This is a genomic window from Gracilibacillus oryzae, from assembly GCF_009498735.1.
Classification (GTDB): Bacteria; Bacillota; Bacilli; order Bacillales; family Amphibacillaceae; genus Gracilibacillus; species Gracilibacillus oryzae.
Map to the genome: position 1 here is coordinate 23,713 of NZ_ML762447.1, position 19,708 is coordinate 43,420.

Below are 19,708 nucleotides of genomic sequence, written 5' to 3' on the forward strand. Positions count from 1 at the left end.
TATCATCCAGTCATTGCGTGAGATCGATCCGGAGATTGATCTCACCGTCCTGTCGAATGATCCAACATCGACTGCTGCGAAGCATCAGGTGCAGGCAGTTAACCGTTGGCAGCTAAAAGATGTCAGTAATGTGTTGAAAAAGGCGGATGGATTGATTAGTGGCGGTGGCAGTTTGCTGCAGGATAAGACGGGTCTCAAATCTGTCCCTTATTATTCAGGGATAATGCGGATTGCGAAGTTTCATAAGAAACCTGTCTTTATCTATTCGCAGGGAATCGGGCCTGTTGATCATCCGCTGAGCAAATGGATCGTGAAATCTACATTAAATAAGGTTGATCAGATTACTGTGCGGGATCGTGACTCACAACAATTATTAACATCGCTTGGATTAAAAAAGGATTCGATAATTGTACCAGACCCCGTATTTGGCCTTGATGCTCGTACTTTTTCCAGTAGTTGGGGTGAGGGTGTTGGTCTTAGTGGCAGGTTTGTGACGGTGAGTGTGCGGGATTGGCCGTCTGATCAGCCGTTTAAGGTGCATATTGCTGGGTGTCTGGATAATCTGGTTCGTGATGGCTATGGGGTGGTGTTTGTGCCGTTTCATGGTGAGGATGATTATCGGTCTTCGAATGAGGTTGCAGGTCTGATGGAGGAGCATAGTTATGTGATGAAGACGGATGTGCCGATGGATGAGAAGATTGCGGTTATTGGTCAGTCTGATTTGCTTATCGGGATGAGGCTTCATTCGTTGATTTTTGCGAGTATTGTGTATACGCCGTTTGTTGCGCTGAGCTATGATCCGAAGGTGGATTCTTTTGCGAGTCTGATGGAGCAGCCTGTTGCTGGGCATGTGAATCAGGGGAATTGGGATAGTGCTTCACTGCTTGATGTGGTGAAGGGGCAATTGTCTGATTTGGAGAGTGTGCGTGAGGCTTTGCGTGACCGGGCGGCTGTTCAGCAGGCTAAGGCAAGGGAGACTGCGGAGATGGCGATTGAGGTTTTTAGGTAGGGTGTTTTGTAGAGCTAGGTCCTTGGATGAAGCGAAGAAAAAGAGTCACCTCTAAGTAGGAGACTCTTTTTTATTTTCCTTAATTTTACATTCATTCTTTCATTCAGTATATTTTTTAAAAAAGGGTATCGATCAGAGTTGTTTCAATTCACCAGTATATTCTTCTCCACTTTCTAAAAAAGCATCAATAAAATCAAATGCTTGTTCTAATGTGTGAACATCATAATTTTCTCGTCTTTTTTTTCTGTCTTTAGGGTCATAATGGTGATGATGAGGTTCTGTTTTTACTTTGTATTCTTCTGGTGTTTCTGGATCATCATGTGGATCATTTCCCCAACTGGTTATATGGCTATACATTATGCCCTTTTTAGGAATAATTCTCTTCCAGTGGTAGTGATATCGTTCTACATATCCCGCTTCATCATATACCTCTATTACGTGCAAACCAGTAATTCCATGTATGGGATGTTCTTTTAGAGGAAACAACACTTCTAACCGCTTGTGAGTTCGTTTGTACTGACTAAAAATAGAATGTTTTTCTCTTAGATTGGAGTACGTTTGTAATAGATGACCATAGTTGTCAAGAATCTCATCGATGTCCGCGGGGAGAAGTAATGAAGGTATGTCTAACTTCATTAGTTTCCTATTCCCCATGGTTTCCCTCCTCTTAATTATTTAAGGATATCCTCTTTCTCTTCTAATAAATCCTTCCATATATAGTAATCAGTTGGATCATTCATTTCATCGCCATTGAAATCAGCAAAAGCTTCAAAAATGGATTCTGTCTTATATTTTTTGTTTAGTTCTTTTAATTCCTTATTGATTTCATGCAATCGCTGCTCGGTGGATTGACGTAATCTTTTCTTTTCTTGTACTAACATTTGCATGCGAATAGCATAGACAGGATCCTTCCATAGTTCAATAACATACCGGGGAATCTTCTTATGTGAATCTGTATCCGAAATTTCAAGGCCTTGTTGGATATATTTATTCAGGGTAGTGCGGGAGATCCCCATCAGTTCACATGCTTGCTTCGGAGTAAGTAAATATTCAGTACGATACTCAAGTAACAGGTCTCCTCCTGTCAATTGGTAGTACCAATTTTCTAAATCAACTTTAAGCTTTCCAAAGTCTTCATCTGATGGAGGCATTGATATTCCCTTCATTCGAAGCAACCATTTATTTAAGTTCTTATGGTTTTTTTCAGACAGTAAATAGTTAACATCCCAATGAATTTCACTCTTCTCAAAACTAATAGCTTTAATTTTATCCGGGAACAATTGCAGCATTAATCGAATCATTCTACTTAAAATATAATCGGTTTCTTTTTCGATGATACTCTCATCTTTCTCTTGGAAACCTTTTTCTATTTGCTTGGCGGTCAATTCATAAATTGCTGTGGTCATAATTCTCATTCCTCCCACCTCCATTATATTATATGGTTGACAATAATACAATATCGTAAACTCACAAACATTTATTATTGTTAATTTATATATGCGTTCCCTTTTGAAACATGCATAAAACCAAAAAGATGGGGGGCAACTTGTTTGTAAGTGTCAAGAAAATTAAGCCAAATAATAATGAAAGAAAAGCTAGGTCTTTCGGTGATGGGAGCTAGCTTTCTTATTGTGGATTGATGGTGAATGGTAGTTTTTTTATGATGGTTAGGTTTAGTAGATTTAGAGTGTTGGGAGGGATTTTTCATTCTTCATTTCTAATCTTTTCTACTTCTTCTATTGTTGATCCGGTGTAAGTTGCGATCTTTTTATGGGGTAAACCTTGGGTGAGCATGTTTTTGATGACTTGTTCTCGCATTTCTTGTATTCCTTGCTTTATGCCTTGTGCTCTTGCTTCTTCTATTCTTAGTTCTGCTTCTCGCTCGGCTGCTTCTTTATCTAATATTATTTTCAGGTGAGCTTCACTTGATTCCATTTCCGCTTCACCACTCCTAGCTTTTATTTTGATTATACCATCGATTTATGAAAAATTCTCTTAGTTTAAATGAATTGCAGGAAACCTGGGATTTGGGATTTATATAGTAATGGGCAAGGACTCTTAAGGGTGGATTTCATTGGGGATAATATATAATACTGATTTTTTATTTAGACGATATCTCTGGGCTGAGGGTTGGGGGTTGGGATTTGGGCTTTATTATTCGATTAAAGTGATAATTCTGGGGCAGAGCATGAGACTTCGTCCTAATATTGCGATAAACAGGTAATCTTTCAACTTTCCTTCCCTACTTTTCCGCTTTATCTTCACTTTAACGGGAAATCTACGCTCGCTTTCACTCTGTTTTCCCGGTTATCTTCACTTTAACAGGAAATCCTCGCTCGCTTTCACTCTGTTTTCCGCTTTATCTTCACTTTAACTGGAAATCCACGTTCTCATCCACCTTGATTTCCACTTTATCAGCATATTAACAGGAAATCCTCGCCTGCCTTCTCCTTGTTTTCCCGTTTATCTTCACTTTAACAGGAAATCCTCGCTCGCTTTCTCTCTGTTTTCCCGTTTATCTTCACTTTAACGGGAAATCTACGCTCGCTTTCACTCTGTTTTCCGCTTTATCTTCACTTTAACTGGAAATCCACGTTCTCATCCACCTTGATTTCCACTTTATCCCCATATTAACAGGAAATCCTCGCTCGCTTTATCTTCACTTTAACAGGAAATCTACGCCAGCTCTCACTTACTTTTCCTCTTTAATATTAACAGCAAACCCTGACTCTCCATCCCTACAACTCAATCCCGCCCAATACACTGCACAACAAAAAAGCCTGCAATCAATGGATCACAGGCTTTCTCTCTTATATCACGTACGTTTTCTAAAGTTATCTACTATGGACAGTAGTGGTCTGTATTTTTCGCTGACTAGTCCTGTCACTTCTACGATGATTTCGATCAGGATCAGTAGCAGGAATAGTGTCAGGGCTGAGCCCCAGACTGTTGATCGGGTAAAGATGATTGCTGCTGCACTGAACAGACAGCTTAGGGCATAAATGAAAATGACTGTTTCTTTATGCGAGAAGCCTAAGCGGATTAGGCAATGGTGTAAATGGTACTTGTCTGGAGCCATTAATGGCTTGCGCTGGATAATGCGGCGGATGATCGCGAACATTGTGTCGAGGATCGGTACGCCCAGAACGATGATTGGTACCATGATTGAGAAAAATGTTACGTTTTTGAATAACCCCATGATCGACAGGACACTGATCATGTAGCCAAGGAATAATGAGCCTGTGTCGCCCATGAATATTTTGGCTGGGTTAAAGTTATATACTAAAAATCCTATTGTACTTCCAAGTAATAAGAATGCTACAGCTGCAACGAACGTGTTCCCCATCATTAATGCCATTCCGGAGATTGTTGCCAGAACGATGGATGAAACGCCTGCTGCTAATCCGTCTAAACCGTCGATCAGATTAACTGCATTTGTAATTCCGATAATCCAGATGATGGTAATCGGGATGGTCAGATAACCAAGATCTAACCTGTCACCAAACGGAATCATGATGAAGTCCATTTGAATACCGCCGGCTACTGTTACGACTGCTGCTGCGACTTGACCAAGCAGCTTCAGTTTTGCCGGTAATTGGAATAAATCATCCAGGAATCCGACAAGGGTAATAATTAATCCACCGAAAATAATCGGCCAAGCTTGCTCGCCATTTGGTGTGAAAATAAGAAATCCAAGAAAGAAACTAAATACGATAGCTAATCCACCTAATCTCGGCATGACCTTCGTATGCACTTTTCGCTCATTTGGCTGATCGACAGCGCCAATACGAATCGCAAGCTTTATCACTAATGGTGTAATAATGACCGCAACTAAGAAAGTGACGGCTAAAGCTAAAAATCCCATATGTTCCTCCTATAAAATCCGTGTTCAAAAAGCTTTCAAACAATTTAAACATCTTCTAGTATTCTATTTCCTGTTAAATATAGTATTCTCTTTTTGTGTTGCTATCAGCATGTATAAACCTCTGATTCATTATATATAACAATACTATAAATATCAACAGTTCATTATAACTAAAATATAAAATTCATGAAATTTTAATAAAAGTGAAACAAAATACCGGGATTGTGACCAGGTGGATATATACTAGTTTACCCACCTAGTCTATCAATATTTATGGAAAATTCATGAAGGTATCTGTTAAGCTTTTTTGGTGAACACTTTTTTAATACGTTCAGATAAATTGTCAAAGTACGTGTAGACAACAGGGATTAACACAAGGGTGAACAAGCTGGAAACAGTCAGACCAAAGATAACCGTTATCGCCATTGGCTGCTGTGTTTCGGCACCTTCACCGTAACCGAGTGCTAATGGCACCATTGCTAAAATGGTTGTTAAAGTTGTCATCAGGATCGGACGAAGCCTTGCTTTCCCTGCTTCCATAATTGCCTCAAAACGATCCACCCCACGTTCGCGGAGAATGTTAATATAATCAACTAACACGATCGCATTGTTTACAACAATCCCTGCAAGCATGATCACACCGATAAATGCGGTGATGGACAATGGCTGACCAGTAATGAATAATCCGCCGAACACCCCAACCGCTGTTGCCGGCATCGAGAACATGATAATGAACGGTTGTAAGAAACTCTCGAATTGAACGGCCATTACTGCATATACTAAGAAAATCGATAAGATGAGCGCAAGTCCCAAATCAGTAAAGGCCTCAGCCATATCTTCTGCTTGACCGCCAATACTATACGTATATTCATCACTTGGAAATTGCATGCCATCTAAAATATTTTCGATATCCTGTGTCACACTGCCAAGGTCTCTGCCCGAAATTTCTGAAGTGACCGTCACCTGGCGCTCCTGATTGCTTCTTGTAATGGTTGCAGCACTTTGTTCTTGTTCAAAATCAGCAATTGTCAATAGCGGAATCTGTGTACCCTGCTGATTCTGGATCATTAAATTTTCCAAATCGTTAATGGTTGTTCTTTCTTCTTCTGGGTAAATGAGTCGGACATTGATCTCATCACCAGCTTCCCTGTATTGCATCACGGTTTGACTTGTAAAACCTAATTGAATCTGGCTCATGACTTCCTGATAAGATAGTCCATATTGTGCCGCTAATTCACGATCGACGACAATATTCATTTCAGGCTGTGTTTCGGAAACAGACGTGGTTGGATTATAGACACCTTCCACATCTTCAATATTTGTTAAAACCTGGCTCGCTAATTCTTCGAGTACATCATGCTCCGGACCTGAAATTTGAATTTGCACAGGATCACCTGAGCTAAAACCTGAGCCCATTGCACTCACGATAATCTCCGCACCGGCAATTGCGGAAAGATCTTCGTCCAGCTCTTGCACAACCTCATCTGTTGACTGGGAACGCTGATCTTGAGGAACAAGCTGAATCGTATAAGAACCGCCGGCTGATCCGCTTGACATCATAGAGAATGAAGCGTCACTGCTGTTGACTGTCATATAGTTTACATCAATCACATCATCATACTCTTTCAGCTTTTCATCTACTTGATCGGTTATTTCCAATGTTTTTTGTTCAGAAGTACCTGTTGGTGTTTCAACAGAGATGCTGATTTGTCCCTGGTCCCCTTCAGGAATAAACGCTGTACCGATAAATGGAACTAGGCACGCACTGCCGACAATAGCGGCAATGGTGATGGCAATCGTTGTTTTGCGCAGTTTCAGTGCCTTTGCCAAAACTTTTGCATATCCATTGGTTACCCGATTAAGCAAGCGATCAAACCAATATCTCCTGCCATTATCTTCCGTCATTTTTGATAAAAGCTTGGAAGAAAGCATCGGAACTAATGTTACGGCAACAACAAGGGATGCGATTAATGAGAATGAAATCGTCAAGGCAAGCGGTGTGAACAGCTCTGACGCAATTCCTTCAACAAACACGATTGGCAGGAATACTACTAATGTCGTTGTTGTTGATGCAATTACCGCTGGCGCAATTTCTGACGCTCCTTTGATTGCTGCTTCTTTTAATGAATGACCCCTTTGCCTGTAGGAAACAATATTTTCTAAAATAACAATCGAACTGTCGACCATCATCCCGATTCCGAGCGCAAGTCCGCCCATTGTTAAAATATTTAATGTCTCTCCTGTGAAGTACAGCAGAACGAATGTGGAAACAATCGCAATCGGGATCGAAACACCGATAACAATGGTTGCACGGAAGCTTTTCAGGAAAAGCAGCAGCACAAGCAATGCGAAAATTCCACCAAAGATCATATTCTGAATAACGGAATTGATCGATTGTTTAATGAATTGTGATGTATCAACAACAAGTTCCAGCTCCACATCTGATGGAAGATTTTCCTGCAGATCATCAATTGCTGCAATAATATTGTCTGATACTTCGACTGTATTACCGTCTGATTGTTTTAAGACACTTAGAACAACCGCTTCTTCATTGTTCACAAGCGTTGTTCCATTTTTCTGGAACGTATCTTCAACAGTTGCCACATCTTTTACTGTGATTTGTGCACCTTGTGGCGTTCGTATGATCGTATTGCTGATGTCATCAACTGTATCAAACGAACCGTCAATTCTTAGCTGCAGATCTTTGTCGCCTTTTTGGATCGCCCCTGCTGATGCGGACTGATTGGCTCCGCCGAGGGATTGCTGAATCAATTGCGGACTGACTCCGTATTGCTGAATTGCCGAACGATTCAGTTCAAGGTTGATGATGCGGTCCTGACCACCTTCAATACTGACTGATGCAACGCCTGCCTGACGCTCGAAATATGGCTGAACCTGATCTTCTGCTATGTTTTGCAAGTTGGCAATATCACTGCCGGATAAGCCTACCCACATAATTGGCATCTGGTTTGGATTAAACCTCAGGACACTTGGATCATTTGCCCCTTCTGGTAAAAAGGATGTGACCTGATCGATACTTTCCCTCACTTCCAAGAGCGCATTATCGAGATTCGTCCCATTTTGGAACATGATAATCACTAAGGATGAGCCTGATTGTGATTGGGATTGGATCGTATCCACCCCTTCAATCGAACTTAACGCACCTTCAATTGGGGCAGAGACAAGATTCTCCACTTCCTGTGGTGCGGCATCAGGATAACTTGTTGCCACAACGGCAATTGGCAAATCGATTTCGGGAAATAAATCAATCGCAAGGTTTCGTACAGATATAACACCCATCGCAATAATAGCGAGGACAATCATGATTACCCCAACAGGGCGTTTGACCGATGTACTGACAATCTTCATGATTACTCCTCCCCTATGATTTCGATTTCACTGCCATCAGATAATGTTAAGTGGCCACTTGTAATCAGTTGGGTTCCGCTAGCCAGTTCAGCTTCGACTGCTGTCACTTCTGACTGTGTTGCCTGAACGGTCACTTCCACTTTTTTCGCCTGATTATCTTCAATTGTATAAACAAATGTCTCATCATTCGTTTCCACTAAAGCGGATGTTGGGATTAATGTCGCGTTTTCTACTACAACTTCTTCCAGCTCGACTGTTGCAATCACGCCGGCATTGTATTGAGTTGCTGCATTATCAAATGACAGGTCAATCGGGAACAGTCCTGATTCACCAGCAGTTCTGGAAACATATTCGATGGTTGCTTCATGTGTTTCTTCTTCTGCACTCTTCATATGAAGAACAACTTGCTCGCCTTCCTGAAATAAATCCAGCTGCACATCAGGTACCTGCAGTTGCACGGTTAATTGTTCTAAATCAATAATCGCAGCAAATGGCTCCTGGTTAGAAACAATGGAATTTTCATTTGCCGATAATTGTGTCACTGTTCCAGCTGCTGGTGCTTCAATGTTAATATTTCCTTGCTGGCTCTGGATTGTGGCAAGGGTGTCCCCCTCTTCTACCGTATCACCATTTGTGACGTTCAATTCTGTTACTTCTCCTGGAACGCTCGGGATGACAGGAATCGTCTGATTTGGCATTGTTCGGCCATAAAAAGTCCGTGTCATTGCCAGATTCCCTTCTGTAACTTCACCAGTTTCTACTGGTGTCACTTGATCTGCCTCTGTTGTCTGTTCCGTATCTTCTGAACAGGCAGCAAGGGTTATTACTGTGATGAAAAGCAATAAAAATAATCGTTTCATTCTTTTGTCCCCTCTCAATCTTTTTCTAATACATTTTCACTTAACTTTTGGCTTAACTGTTTTAATCCTTCAAATTGACTGATATATGCTAACATCGTTTTAATGATGATTTTTTTCGGTTCTTCTTTGGCTGTCTCTTCTTTTATTGCCATAACAGCCTCGGTGATTTGTTCTTTTTCGTTACTGCTTAACTCCAACTCCTCCACTTTTTCTATGAGTTGATCAATCAGCAGCAATGTCTCGTCTGAACAATCCACTAATTTTCTGACGTCTTTTTTTGTAAAAACAGGTGAATCCGGATCATGCAGGCATGTCTGTATAATCGCATCAAGTCTTTTGATGATTGTCCTGGCTAATCGTTCCGGATCGAACTGAAGATTATGAATCGCAATCCATTTAAAGCAGCTATTGATCAGTCCATCGAAATTAATCACAATATCGACAATACAGTCATTTACTTTTTCTCCATAAATCGCTACTATTCGTTCCTGAGCCCAATCATATCCCTGTTTATGTATTTGAAAAATGATGGTATCTATTTTTTCTCCAATATGAATGTTTTCCCTGAAGTGCACGATAAGATATTCTTTATGATCCCGAAACAAGGTAAGCAGCACGGCGACTTGCTTTTCCAATTGTTCATATGGGTCTGAAGCTGTTTCTGTCGCTTTGGATAATTTATCAAATACAATGCTTGTATAAGTTTGAAAAATGGCGATAATCAGATCATCTTTTGAATCAAAATATATATAAAAGGCTCCCTTTGACACATTTGCTTCTTGAACAATCTGCTGAATGGAAGTTGCATGAAAACCTTTCTCTGAAAATAACTTCATTGCTACCCCGATTATTTTTTCTTTTTTTTCATGCATAAAAATAAGCCCCGCTTTCTTATACGACCAGATTCATTCATTGGTTTCACTTTTTCTAGAATGACCAGTCAGTCAGTGATGAAAATATAACATAGATAATGACTCATTCCAAATAAAAAAGCCTTCCTTGGAAGGAGGCTTTTTTTCTAATCTTATTGATTCTCTTGGTTGTTTTTCTCTTCTTGGTTTGCATTCTGATCGTCGCCATCCATAGCGTCTTCCATGTTCTCTTCTGCATTATCCATGCCTTCTTCGACACTGTCGCCAAGGCCTTGATCATTATCATCAACATTACCATCAGGCTCTTGCTGTGTCTCGCCTTGATCTCCCTGTGGTTCTTCATTAGTTCCACCGTTTTCCGGAGTTTGCTGCTCATCTTGTGGTGCCTGCTCCTCCGTTGGTTCTTCCTCTCCGTTGTTCGCACAGCCAAATAAGAAGCCAACAGATAAAATCAAGACACCTAAAAATTTCACATATTTAAGTTCCATAGTCCATTCCTCCTTTCCAACATATCTTCCTCGATAGGATAACCAAATTTGAGAAGAAATATGCTAAAAAGGAAGGAATTTTTTCTACGCGCAGAACAGGCGAATGCGAGTTTTTCTACTATAGACCTTATTTTACTGCAAAAGTGATCTCTGCTTCACAGGCAAGTTCTGATCCAACTTTCGCAACTGCCTTTCCTTTTCCGATTGGTCCTTTAATGCGGATGATTTCGACCTCTAATGTTAACTGATCTCCTGGTTTTACTTGGCGTTTGAAACGGCATTTATCAATACCAGCTAAAAAGCCGATTTTTCCTTTGTTTTCTTCCTTGCTTAAAATCGCTACAGCACCAACCTGAGCAAGTGCTTCGACAATTAAGACACCAGGCATTACAGGATAATCAGGGAAATGCCCCTGGAAAAATGGCTCATTAATCGTAACATTTTTAATTCCGGTAATTTTTTGCTCCTCTTGTTCTGTAATTGCATCCACTAACAAAAATGGGTAACGATGCGGGATCGTTGCTTTGATTTGTTCAATATCCATTTGAATAACTCCTTTTCCTTTCAGTATAGGAAAAGTATATCAAAAAGGGAGATAGAATCCTATTCCAATCATTTCGTTTGGTTAATTCGGTATATTTGATTATAATGAAAAAAATGTTTTAGGAATAAAGAATTAGGGTATGTAGTTTTTGTAATTCTTATAGACTATAAAAACAGAATATTTTCGGGAGGATTAATCAACATGAATCAAAAGTTACCTTTTTGGAACAGGCTGCAAGTACGAATTATCTTTACATTGGTTGTGGTATTATTTCTGAATTCCTTTATTGCCAATCTGATTATTGATTTAATCAGCATGACGGGAATTCAGCTGGGCATTATCGGCATTTGGCTCAATAATTTTATGAATGTCATTACTGCAACCGTATTGATCAGTATTTTAGTACGAATTCTTATCCTGCAGCCAATTAAGAAAATGGAAAGAGTGATGCAAGTTTTTGAAAATGGTGACTTGGATGCAAGGTTACGAATGAAGGATAACCACGAAATTGCACAATTAAGCAGAAGAATGAACCTTTTGTTCGAAAATATCGCTACATACCAGAAAACCCAGCAAAAACAAATTCAGATTGTGGAAGAAAAATCAGAAATCATTTCAAGTAAAGTGAAGCAAATTACGAAAGGATTATCCCAGATTAATCACAATCAGGAAAAACTGACAAGCTATTCCGCACGCAATGTTGGCTCATTTGAAGAGACAACAACCATAGTGGAAAATATGAACAATGCTTTTCAAACAATTGCCCATGAATTAGAAGAAGTGACAGTCAGCTTTCAGGCACTGCGTGAAGATGCGGAAAATAACATAGTAAAAATCGAAAATTCTTCCCAGGTGATGAGAGAAATCGCCACACAATCAGATGAGACCAAAACCTCGATCATGAACCTGGCAAGGGAAATTGAAAAAATCAGAGACATTGTCACATTAATTAATGATATATCAGAGCAAACCAATTTATTAGCATTAAATGCCTCGATCGAAGCAGCAAGAGCCGGCGAACATGGTAAAGGCTTCTCTATTGTCGCAGATGAAGTCCGAAAATTGGCCGAGCGCTCTGTGAAAGCTACAGAACAGATTGATGGCACCGTTGAGCGCATCATGGCAGATGCCGAAGAAATCGCATCACAGACAGAAACACGGGCTGAACATATACATAAAGAAGCAGGACAAATTTTATCATTGAATGATGGATTTACCAAGATGGTCGATAATATAGTCGGCAACATTCAACATACCGAACAAATCAATCAACAAACCCAGTCCATTGCTGGCTCAAGCACCGATATTAACACAACAATGGAGCAGCTTTCCATTAATTCAGAAAAAACAAACCAGCAGATAATTGAAATGAAAACAGCATTGGATGAACAACTAGGCGAAACAGAAGAGATGGAGCAGGAGATTGACGTTTTGAGGAAATCGTTTGTGAGTTGAGGCGTTTTTGGTGTGGAGAGATAACATTTTTTAAGTTGGAGCGGGGGGATTTTGGGTTAGAATGCGGATTAGGAGGGAAATCTGCTCCTTCGGGCGGGGGGATTTCCGGTTATTATGCCGATTAACGGGAAATCTCTCCTTTGGAGCGTGAGGATTTCCCGTTATTATGCCGATTAACGGGAAATCTGCTCCTTGGAGAGTGGGGATTTCCGGTTATTAGGCGGATTAACGGGAAATCTGCTCCTTCGGGCGTGAGGATTTCCCGTTATTATGCCGATTAACGGGAAAACACTCTTTTGGGACATGAGGATTTCCCGTTAAAAAGCCGATTAACAGGAAATGCCTCCTTCAGTCCATGGTGATTTCCCGTTATTATAAAATTAAAGAAGAAATCCTTCCCCGCAAGCCTTACTTAATATAAAAAAACCCAGCATCCACATGCTGGGCTTATCCTTACTTACTCTTCAATTCGAACAAAATCGATTATATGCTCCCATGTTTCGAAACGGAGAACATCTAATGGTTGACCATCTCCAATTATACTAAATCCTATAATGAGACCAATGAAAAGCGCAAATAAACTTAGGACAATAATGATTAATAGCTTTAACCATACAGGAATCAAGCGGCCTACATACTGTTTGCTCTGACTGCGTTCACGGCGTCTGTCGCGGCGTCTGCTTCTTCTTTCTTTCCGCCTCTCTGTACGCTTGTTTACTTGGGCTCTTTTTGGTTGTTCTGATTTATTTTCATTAGACATGAGAAATGGCTCCTTACTTAATAACTAGCGCAGCTGATTAATCAGCCCACGCATTTGATCATGCTTTTTGCATTGAATTGGTATGCTCGTTGCGTTTCGATCAACTCTGACATCTGTTCCGATAAGTTGACATTTGATGTTTCTAATGCACCACTTTTAACATTAACCTCTTGTTGGGCAACTTCCTGAATAATTTCCGCTTCCTCATAATTTTCAAGCGATTCAGCAGATAAACGGAAAAGACTGTTGCCTGAAGCTTCCAGCAGTCTTGGACGAACTGCTTCCACGATTGTCAGCTGTCCTTCGACTTGCTGATTTCCATTACGAGTTACTTCAATCTGACCATTTTGATTGATCTTGATATCCTCTGCACCATCTGCCAGAAGAATCGGGCCATTGTTGCCGAGTACTGGATTGCCGTCACCTGTTACAAGCATCAGCTGATCACCAGCTTCGGTCGGGCTCAAGTAGAAATTCCCGGCTCTTGTATATCTTGTTTCCTGGTTTCCATTTTCCATTACACTGACTTGAAAAAGCTGATTGGCGTCAAGCAATGCCACATCTAACGCTCTGTCTGTTGTCTGGATTGTGCCTTGTTTCAGATTAATATTAGTATGGCCTATTCTTGCTCCTGATCCGACACGAATGCCATCAGGTGTCAGTCGCTGGTTATTTATTTCTTCTGCATCGATTTGCTGTGTTAATAATGAGGAGAAATTTACTTCGCGATTCTTATAACCATGTGTATTAAGGTTCGCAATGTTATTTCCAATCGTGTCGATCTTTTTCTGTAATTGTGTCATGGTAACTGATGCTTGAAAAGACATTCTGCTCATTCGCTAATTACCCCTCCCATTAACGTAACCTGCCAATTTCATTTACTGCTTTATCTAAGCTTCGGTCATAAGCCTGGACTACTTTCTGGTTTGCTTCAAATGCTCGGTATGCTTCCATCATTGCCGTCATGGTCTGGGCAGTATCCACATTGGAATTCTCCAAATACCCTTGCTGGACATTAAACTGTAAGCCTGCTGTTGCCCTTGCATCTGCTAAAGGATCGGCACCTTCCGCTAATTCAAAAAGATCTTCCCCATTTTTGCTTAGTTGATTGGCATCATTGCTGTAGGCAATCCCTAAAGGAATTTGTGCACCATCTAATTCAAGCAATCCTTCTGGAGTCAGGTTAAATTCCAGGCCATCTGTATTAATAATGCCACCGTCAGCATCTAACACATAATACCCTTGATTTGTGGTTAAGTTACCTTGCCCGTCCACTGTGAAATTACCGTTTCTGGTGTAACGCACTTCTCCTTCACCATTTTGAACAGTGAAAAAGATCGAACCATTTTCATCAGGTGTTTCTCCTTGTACCAAGGCGAAATCTGTTGTCATCTCTGTTTCCTGGAGAGTTCCCTGAGCAAAATCCGGAATGGCTTCCTGGACATAAACTCCTGTATTAATTGCCCCAATTTCTGTCATTGTTCTGACTTGGCTCTGGGTGCTGACAGGTGTATGCTGGTTTTCCATGCGGTGAATTAACATTTCAGGGAAGGCACGTAATGATGTGCGATCCTGTTTATACCCGGGTGTAAGTGCATTTGTCATATTGTTTGATAAAACTTCTTGTCTGCGCTGCTGTGCAAGCATTCCATTCGTTGCTGTATAGAAACCTCTTAACATTATTGAAACACCTCTTAATATGAAAATAGTTCAGTCTATGTACAAATTATACAATGGATTTTTCTAATTTATCGATATTGTCAAGCATAATGCCAGTTCCTTTTGCCACACAACTCATTGGCTCTTCTGCCAAAAGTACTGGTACTTTCAATTCTTCTGCAAGCAATTGATCAAGTCCATTCAATAGTGCACCGCCGCCTGTTAAGATAACACCTCTGTCAATAATATCTGCTGACAATTCCGGTGGAGTTCTTTCAAGCACTGCTTTTGCACTCTGGACGATAAGTGCAATCGATTCTCTTAAAGCTTCTTCCACTTCCGCTGAATGGATGGTGATGGTTCTTGGCAAGCCACTTACCATATCACGTCCGCGAATATCAATTTCTTCGTTTCGGGCACCTTCGAAAACTGTTGCCACATTGATTTTGATATCTTCGGAAGTTCGTTCACCGATCAGCAATTTATATTTTTTCTTCACATACTGAAGAATTTCCGCATCAAATTTATCACCGGCCATTTTAACAGACTGTGCTGTTACAATGTCCCCCATTGATAATACGGCGATATCTGTTGTTCCACCGCCAATATCAACGACCATGTTACCGCTTGGCTGGAAAATATCCATTCCTGCACCAATTGCCGCAATTTTCGGCTCTTCTTCCAGGTATACTTTCTTACCGCCGGATTTTTCCGCAGCTTCCCGAATTGCCTTTTGTTCTACTTTGGTAATGTTTGTCGGGCAGCAGATTAACATCCTTGGTTTTGATAAAAAGCCTTTTACATTTATTTTATTAATAAAATATTTTAACATCGCCTCAGTTACATCAAAATCAGCAATGACTCCATCTTTTAACGGGCGAATTGCTTCTATATTTCCTGGTGTACGACCAACCATCCTTCTTGCCGCTTCGCCTACTTCAAGAACTTTGCCAGTATTACGGTCCATGGCAACTACTGATGGTTCATCTAGTACGATACCTTTTCCTTTTACATGGATAAGTACATTCGCTGTACCTAAATCAATACCAATATCCCTTGATAACATGTTATTTATGATCCTCCCTACTTCTAATTGCTTCGTATCCGTACTGTATATGTCAAAAGTCATGTATTTTTTATAGTAGAACACAATGCCTCTAATAATATATAATAGCACAAATAAAAATATTTAGTTACTAATTTTGTAGAAAAAAGGAAAGAAATTTACTTTTATTGTGTTGGAATTCGTCAGATTGCGGCAAGGTTATGTTTTTGATTGCTGGAGTTATGTAATAGGAGAGGATCAAGGATATTATTTTAGTAATAATTGATCAGTGTTTTCGGATTGCGGCGGTTCATTTTTCCCATTAAGCTGATATTTCATTTTTGTTGCTTCCCCGCCTCTCAGATGCCTGATCGCTTTATGGTGGCTCAGAATTTCTTTGACTTCATTGGCTAATTCAGGGTGAATTTCCGGCAGTCTCTCGGTTAAGTCTTTGTGTACAGTGCTTTTGGATACACCGAATTCTTTGGCTATCACTCGGACGGTTTTCTTAGTTTCCACAATATGTTTTCCAATTCTTAATGTACGTTCCTTAATATAATCATGCATGACACTCGCCTCCCTGTGTTGTCAGTCCAAGGTGTGAACAGAGACAAGTTAGTGTTATCATTATGAAATTTAGGCAGATACGTATGAACAAGAATGGACAAAATCACTGAAGTTCATTCATTATGGATAGTCTCACCTTAGACAATTTGTTCATGATTTGTACCATTGTATTAGCTAAGACTTTTATTTATACCTAGATTTTACAGAGACGAGAGAAGAACAGGGTTTTTAGGCCCTGTCCCCCTTATTAACCTACATCCCCAAAATCCGGATCAGAACTTTTTTTCGATATGTAATTCTTTTTTCTCATATTCATATTTTTTTTCTACTCCCTGTTTTCATATTTCCTGAAAAAGATTGACTCTCACAAGTAAATACAGCAGGATTCTTTGTATATGACTACTTTACATCCCATTCATTTCACTGGCCTGCAACGGCAGTTTGGCAAAAAAGTGATCTCCCTGTTTTTCCATAAAGTCATGGTAGGAATGAATTAAATATTGCTGCTTTTTCGTTACTAGGCCAAGGTAGTATTTGCTGAAAGGTGTAGGAACGGTTACTTTTTCTAATATCCGTCTGGCTTCTTTTCGATTTCCGCGTGCAATTTCGAGGTGTGCTCGTTCAACAGGGTCATCTGTTTCCACACCTTCTGTTTTGCCGAAATGTGCGCAAATAAATGGGTAAGCATAGTTTGAAATAACCTTCTCTATACTTTTCAGTTGAAACTTACCTGCAATAGTACGGGCTTCATCAATATGATAGATTGCTGATTCAAAGTCTTCATAGATGTAGCTAAACGCCAAATAGATATGCAGTTGTGCTTTTTGTCTAAAGTGATCGGGGTGTTGAAGAACAATATAGGCATTTCTTCTTGCTAAAATTAATTCATTACGTTTCCAATAATAAATAAATAACAAGATGTGGGTTCTAATGTTGAATGATGAAGCTAAAAGAGGGTTGTCAATCTTCTGAAGCAGTGGTTGCAATTTATTTATGTAATAGCCAAGTCTATCATAAATGTTTGCTTCCAGGTCCATTTCGAATTTAATAAAGTATTTTAAACACTTGAATTCGACTTGATCAGTTGGCAGAATAGGAACAAGATCCTGAATTATCCATCTGTTTTTTTTCAACTGAATGTCTAACATAACCTGATAGAATATAGCATACTTCTGATTTAATACATTATCGCTTGTCCGATTCTTCTCTATAAAGTATTGCAGTTCTTTCACACATCCATTGACATAAAATAATTCCATTGCGAGTCTGTGGTCAAGGTCCGATGTCGATTTTTTGCAGAATTCTTTGACAAGCTCTAATACTCTTACTTCATCGTTATTTAAACTGACCATTGTGATAAACTGATGAAGCTCTAATTCGTAACTTGATTCTAAATATTTTTTAATCATCCCATCGTATTTATTTCTATCCTTCATTTCTCTTCTCCTTTCACATCTATCAATTATTTCACATTCGAGTAATTTTGCAATAGCTTTGATCGAAAAATCGTTCGTCAAATGGTATGTTCAATCGACAGAAATGGTCATCTTTCCATTAAATGAGAGTTTGATCATAGGGGTATACAGACGGTTAGCGCTGGGATCAATACTAACATGGCTGGCTTTTTGGGGATAAAAAAAAAGACAAGTTCGCCAACTTGTCTTTTTTCAAACTTATGCATTTTCCATTGCTCTGGAAGATTCTGTGTTTTCCTGATCTGCTGAGCCGTCTTCACCTTCTGATTCACCTGTATCTTCATCGGTTTCCGTTTCATCAGTTGTATCTTCTTCACGGTCCTCTGCTGCAGGATCTTCTTCATCTGACTCCTCAGTAGCTTCTGGTGCACTGATTTCATTAATCGGTTTATTGATGAAAGATTCTGGGTTGACTGGTACACCGTCTTTTCTTACTTCAAAATGAACATGGATACCATTTTCCTGACCTAAGTTATTCTGACCTGCAGTCCCTAATGTGTCACCTTGCGATAATTCAGCACCTTGCTCCACTAATGGTTCACCAAGGCTTGCATAATACGTTGTGATTCCATCTTCATGCTCCATTTTGACAACATTTCCGAGTAAAGGATCTTGTTTCACCTCTGTTACAGTTCCGGAAAGTGCTGCCATGACATCAAATGCCTGCTGATCAGCTGTTGAGATCGCAATTCCGTCACTTTGCTTGTAACGATTCTGGTGTAAAATCAGACCTTTCTGCTGTGTCTCTTCATCTGCACTATAATCATAGAACTTTGTGACAATTTCAGCTTGCAGATCTTCTGCTACCGGCATTTGTAATACTTCCTGCTGATTGATAACTGGCTCTGCCTCTTCTTCATTATTAGCATCAGGACCTGATTGGTTTTCTTCTAATTGATTTTTCATGTCCTCTGCCAACTCAGGTGCCTGGTTCGCTGCGTTTTGATACCAAAGCACTCCAGAAATCATTAGTGCAGCTACAGTTAAATATAGTGCCGGAAAGAACCATTTTTTCTTGAAGATACGCTTCCAATCTTTTTTCGAAACGTTTTTGTTTTCCTCCATTATTCATCACCTCAGCAACCATTGTGATCAAATAGAGGAAAATATATACATGCATAGAATAATTTTTTTTGAAAAATACTAACTGTTTGACTGTACGAGCAATTTCGGAGCAGCCTGTTCCAATGTTTCGATCGCTGTTCCTTTATAAAAATAGCTAATAATATCCTGATAGTTTTTGCCTTCTAATGCCATCCCATTTGCTCCATACTGGCTCATTCCCACACCATGGCCATACCCTTTCGTTGTGAAAACAAAATGATCATTCTTTCTTGTGATTGTAAAATCATTGGATGGCAGGTTTAACTTCTCCCGGATCTCTCTTCCCGAGAATGCTGTGCCGGCAATCGTCGCTGTTTCGACCCGATTACTGTCAGTTCTTGTGATTTGGAAGTCCTGCACATTTGCCGATAAATTCACACCAAGTTTCTGCTGTACTTCATTTGCTGTCAAAATTATCTGATTAAGAAACTTTGGTGATAATTCTTCATCCCATGGACTTTCTACTATTTTTAAGTAGGGCAATTCATTTTGCCAGTAATCCTCTGAATTCTCTGTGTACCCATTACTTGTTGAAAAGAAAGCTGGTGTAATTGGTTCTTTGTTGTACGTAATAATTTCTCCCTGGGTTGCGGCAACTGCTTCGGTGATTTTATCCATTTTCCAATGATAATCTGA

19 protein-coding genes are annotated in these 19,708 nt (G+C 39.9%); 2 read left to right on the forward strand and 17 right to left on the reverse strand.

Features of this window, described 5'->3' with window-relative positions; translation table 11 throughout:
- Nucleotides 1-1,009 (forward strand): polysaccharide pyruvyl transferase CsaB (gene csaB, locus F9U64_RS19145; protein WP_228275803.1); only part of this gene is annotated, 1,009 nt, incomplete at its 5' end.
- Nucleotides 1,010-1,141: 132 nt separating this feature from the next.
- Here the strand turns inward: csaB and F9U64_RS19150 are convergent.
- The 9 genes from F9U64_RS19150 to fabZ form a co-directional block, all read right to left on the reverse strand.
- Nucleotides 1,142-1,663, reverse strand: coding sequence for a toxin-antitoxin system TumE family protein (locus F9U64_RS19150; protein WP_153406508.1), 522 nt, complete (start codon nt 1,661-1,663; stop codon nt 1,142-1,144).
- 17 nt (nt 1,664-1,680) lie between these two features.
- Entirely contained in the window at nt 1,681-2,424 is a 744-nt protein-coding gene (locus F9U64_RS19155; RefSeq protein ID WP_228275804.1) for a helix-turn-helix transcriptional regulator, read from the reverse strand.
- 289 nt (nt 2,425-2,713) lie between these two features.
- Complete coding sequence (locus tag F9U64_RS19160) at nt 2,714-2,944, reverse strand: hypothetical protein (protein WP_153406509.1); 231 nt, start codon at nt 2,942-2,944, stop codon at nt 2,714-2,716.
- Between the two features lie 880 nt (nt 2,945-3,824).
- Complete coding sequence (locus F9U64_RS19165; protein WP_153406510.1) at nt 3,825-4,874, reverse strand: glycosyltransferase family 4 protein; 1,050 nt, start codon at nt 4,872-4,874, stop codon at nt 3,825-3,827.
- 297 nt (nt 4,875-5,171) lie between these two features.
- Complete coding sequence (locus tag F9U64_RS19170; protein WP_153406511.1) at nt 5,172-8,243, reverse strand: efflux RND transporter permease subunit; 3,072 nt, start codon at nt 8,241-8,243, stop codon at nt 5,172-5,174.
- A 2-nt stretch (nt 8,244-8,245) separates the two neighbouring features.
- A complete protein-coding gene (locus F9U64_RS19175; protein ID WP_153406512.1) occupies nt 8,246-9,103 on the reverse strand; it encodes an efflux RND transporter periplasmic adaptor subunit in 858 nt (285 codons plus the stop codon).
- A gap of 14 nt (nt 9,104-9,117) precedes the next feature.
- On the reverse strand, nt 9,118-9,975 hold the full coding sequence (locus F9U64_RS19180) for a TetR/AcrR family transcriptional regulator (protein WP_153406513.1): 858 nt from the start codon (nt 9,973-9,975) through the stop codon (nt 9,118-9,120).
- Nucleotides 9,976-10,127: 152 nt separating this feature from the next.
- Nucleotides 10,128-10,463, reverse strand: coding sequence for a hypothetical protein (locus tag F9U64_RS19185; protein WP_153406514.1), 336 nt, complete (start codon nt 10,461-10,463; stop codon nt 10,128-10,130).
- Between the two features lie 127 nt (nt 10,464-10,590).
- Complete coding sequence (gene fabZ / locus F9U64_RS19190; protein ID WP_153406515.1) at nt 10,591-11,007, reverse strand: 3-hydroxyacyl-ACP dehydratase FabZ; 417 nt, start codon at nt 11,005-11,007, stop codon at nt 10,591-10,593.
- Between the two features lie 201 nt (nt 11,008-11,208).
- On the opposite strand from fabZ, the gene F9U64_RS19195 reads away from it, so the two are divergent.
- Nucleotides 11,209-12,462 (forward strand): methyl-accepting chemotaxis protein, encoded by a 1,254-nt coding sequence (locus F9U64_RS19195; RefSeq protein ID WP_153406516.1) that lies wholly within the window; start codon nt 11,209-11,211, stop codon nt 12,460-12,462.
- A gap of 457 nt (nt 12,463-12,919) precedes the next feature.
- On the opposite strand, the gene F9U64_RS19200 is transcribed toward F9U64_RS19195, so the two are convergent.
- The 8 genes from F9U64_RS19200 to spoIID form a co-directional block, all read right to left on the reverse strand.
- Nucleotides 12,920-13,222: a DNA-directed RNA polymerase subunit beta gene (locus tag F9U64_RS19200; RefSeq protein ID WP_153406517.1), complete on the reverse strand. Its 303-nt coding sequence runs from the start codon at nt 13,220-13,222 to the stop codon at nt 12,920-12,922.
- 41 nt (nt 13,223-13,263) lie between these two features.
- The gene (locus tag F9U64_RS19205) at nt 13,264-14,058 is read right to left on the reverse strand and encodes a flagellar hook-basal body protein (protein ID WP_323125859.1); all 795 of its coding nucleotides are present in this window, start codon (nt 14,056-14,058) and stop codon (nt 13,264-13,266) included.
- Nucleotides 14,059-14,077: 19 nt separating this feature from the next.
- Complete coding sequence (locus F9U64_RS19210; RefSeq protein ID WP_153406518.1) at nt 14,078-14,902, reverse strand: flagellar hook-basal body protein; 825 nt, start codon at nt 14,900-14,902, stop codon at nt 14,078-14,080.
- 46 nt (nt 14,903-14,948) lie between these two features.
- A complete protein-coding gene (gene mreB, locus F9U64_RS19215) occupies nt 14,949-15,947 on the reverse strand; it encodes a rod shape-determining protein (RefSeq protein ID WP_153406519.1) in 999 nt (332 codons plus the stop codon).
- A 246-nt stretch (nt 15,948-16,193) separates the two neighbouring features.
- A complete protein-coding gene (gene spoIIID / locus F9U64_RS19220; protein ID WP_153406520.1) occupies nt 16,194-16,493 on the reverse strand; it encodes a sporulation transcriptional regulator SpoIIID in 300 nt (99 codons plus the stop codon).
- A gap of 404 nt (nt 16,494-16,897) precedes the next feature.
- A complete protein-coding gene (locus F9U64_RS19225; RefSeq protein ID WP_153406521.1) occupies nt 16,898-17,929 on the reverse strand; it encodes an AimR family lysis-lysogeny pheromone receptor in 1,032 nt (343 codons plus the stop codon).
- A gap of 237 nt (nt 17,930-18,166) precedes the next feature.
- Complete coding sequence (locus F9U64_RS19230; protein ID WP_153406522.1) at nt 18,167-19,033, reverse strand: stage II sporulation protein SpoIIQ; 867 nt, start codon at nt 19,031-19,033, stop codon at nt 18,167-18,169.
- A 78-nt stretch (nt 19,034-19,111) separates the two neighbouring features.
- A partial coding sequence (gene spoIID, locus F9U64_RS23195; RefSeq protein WP_228275805.1) for a stage II sporulation protein D occupies nt 19,112-19,708 on the reverse strand: 597 nt, incomplete at its 5' end.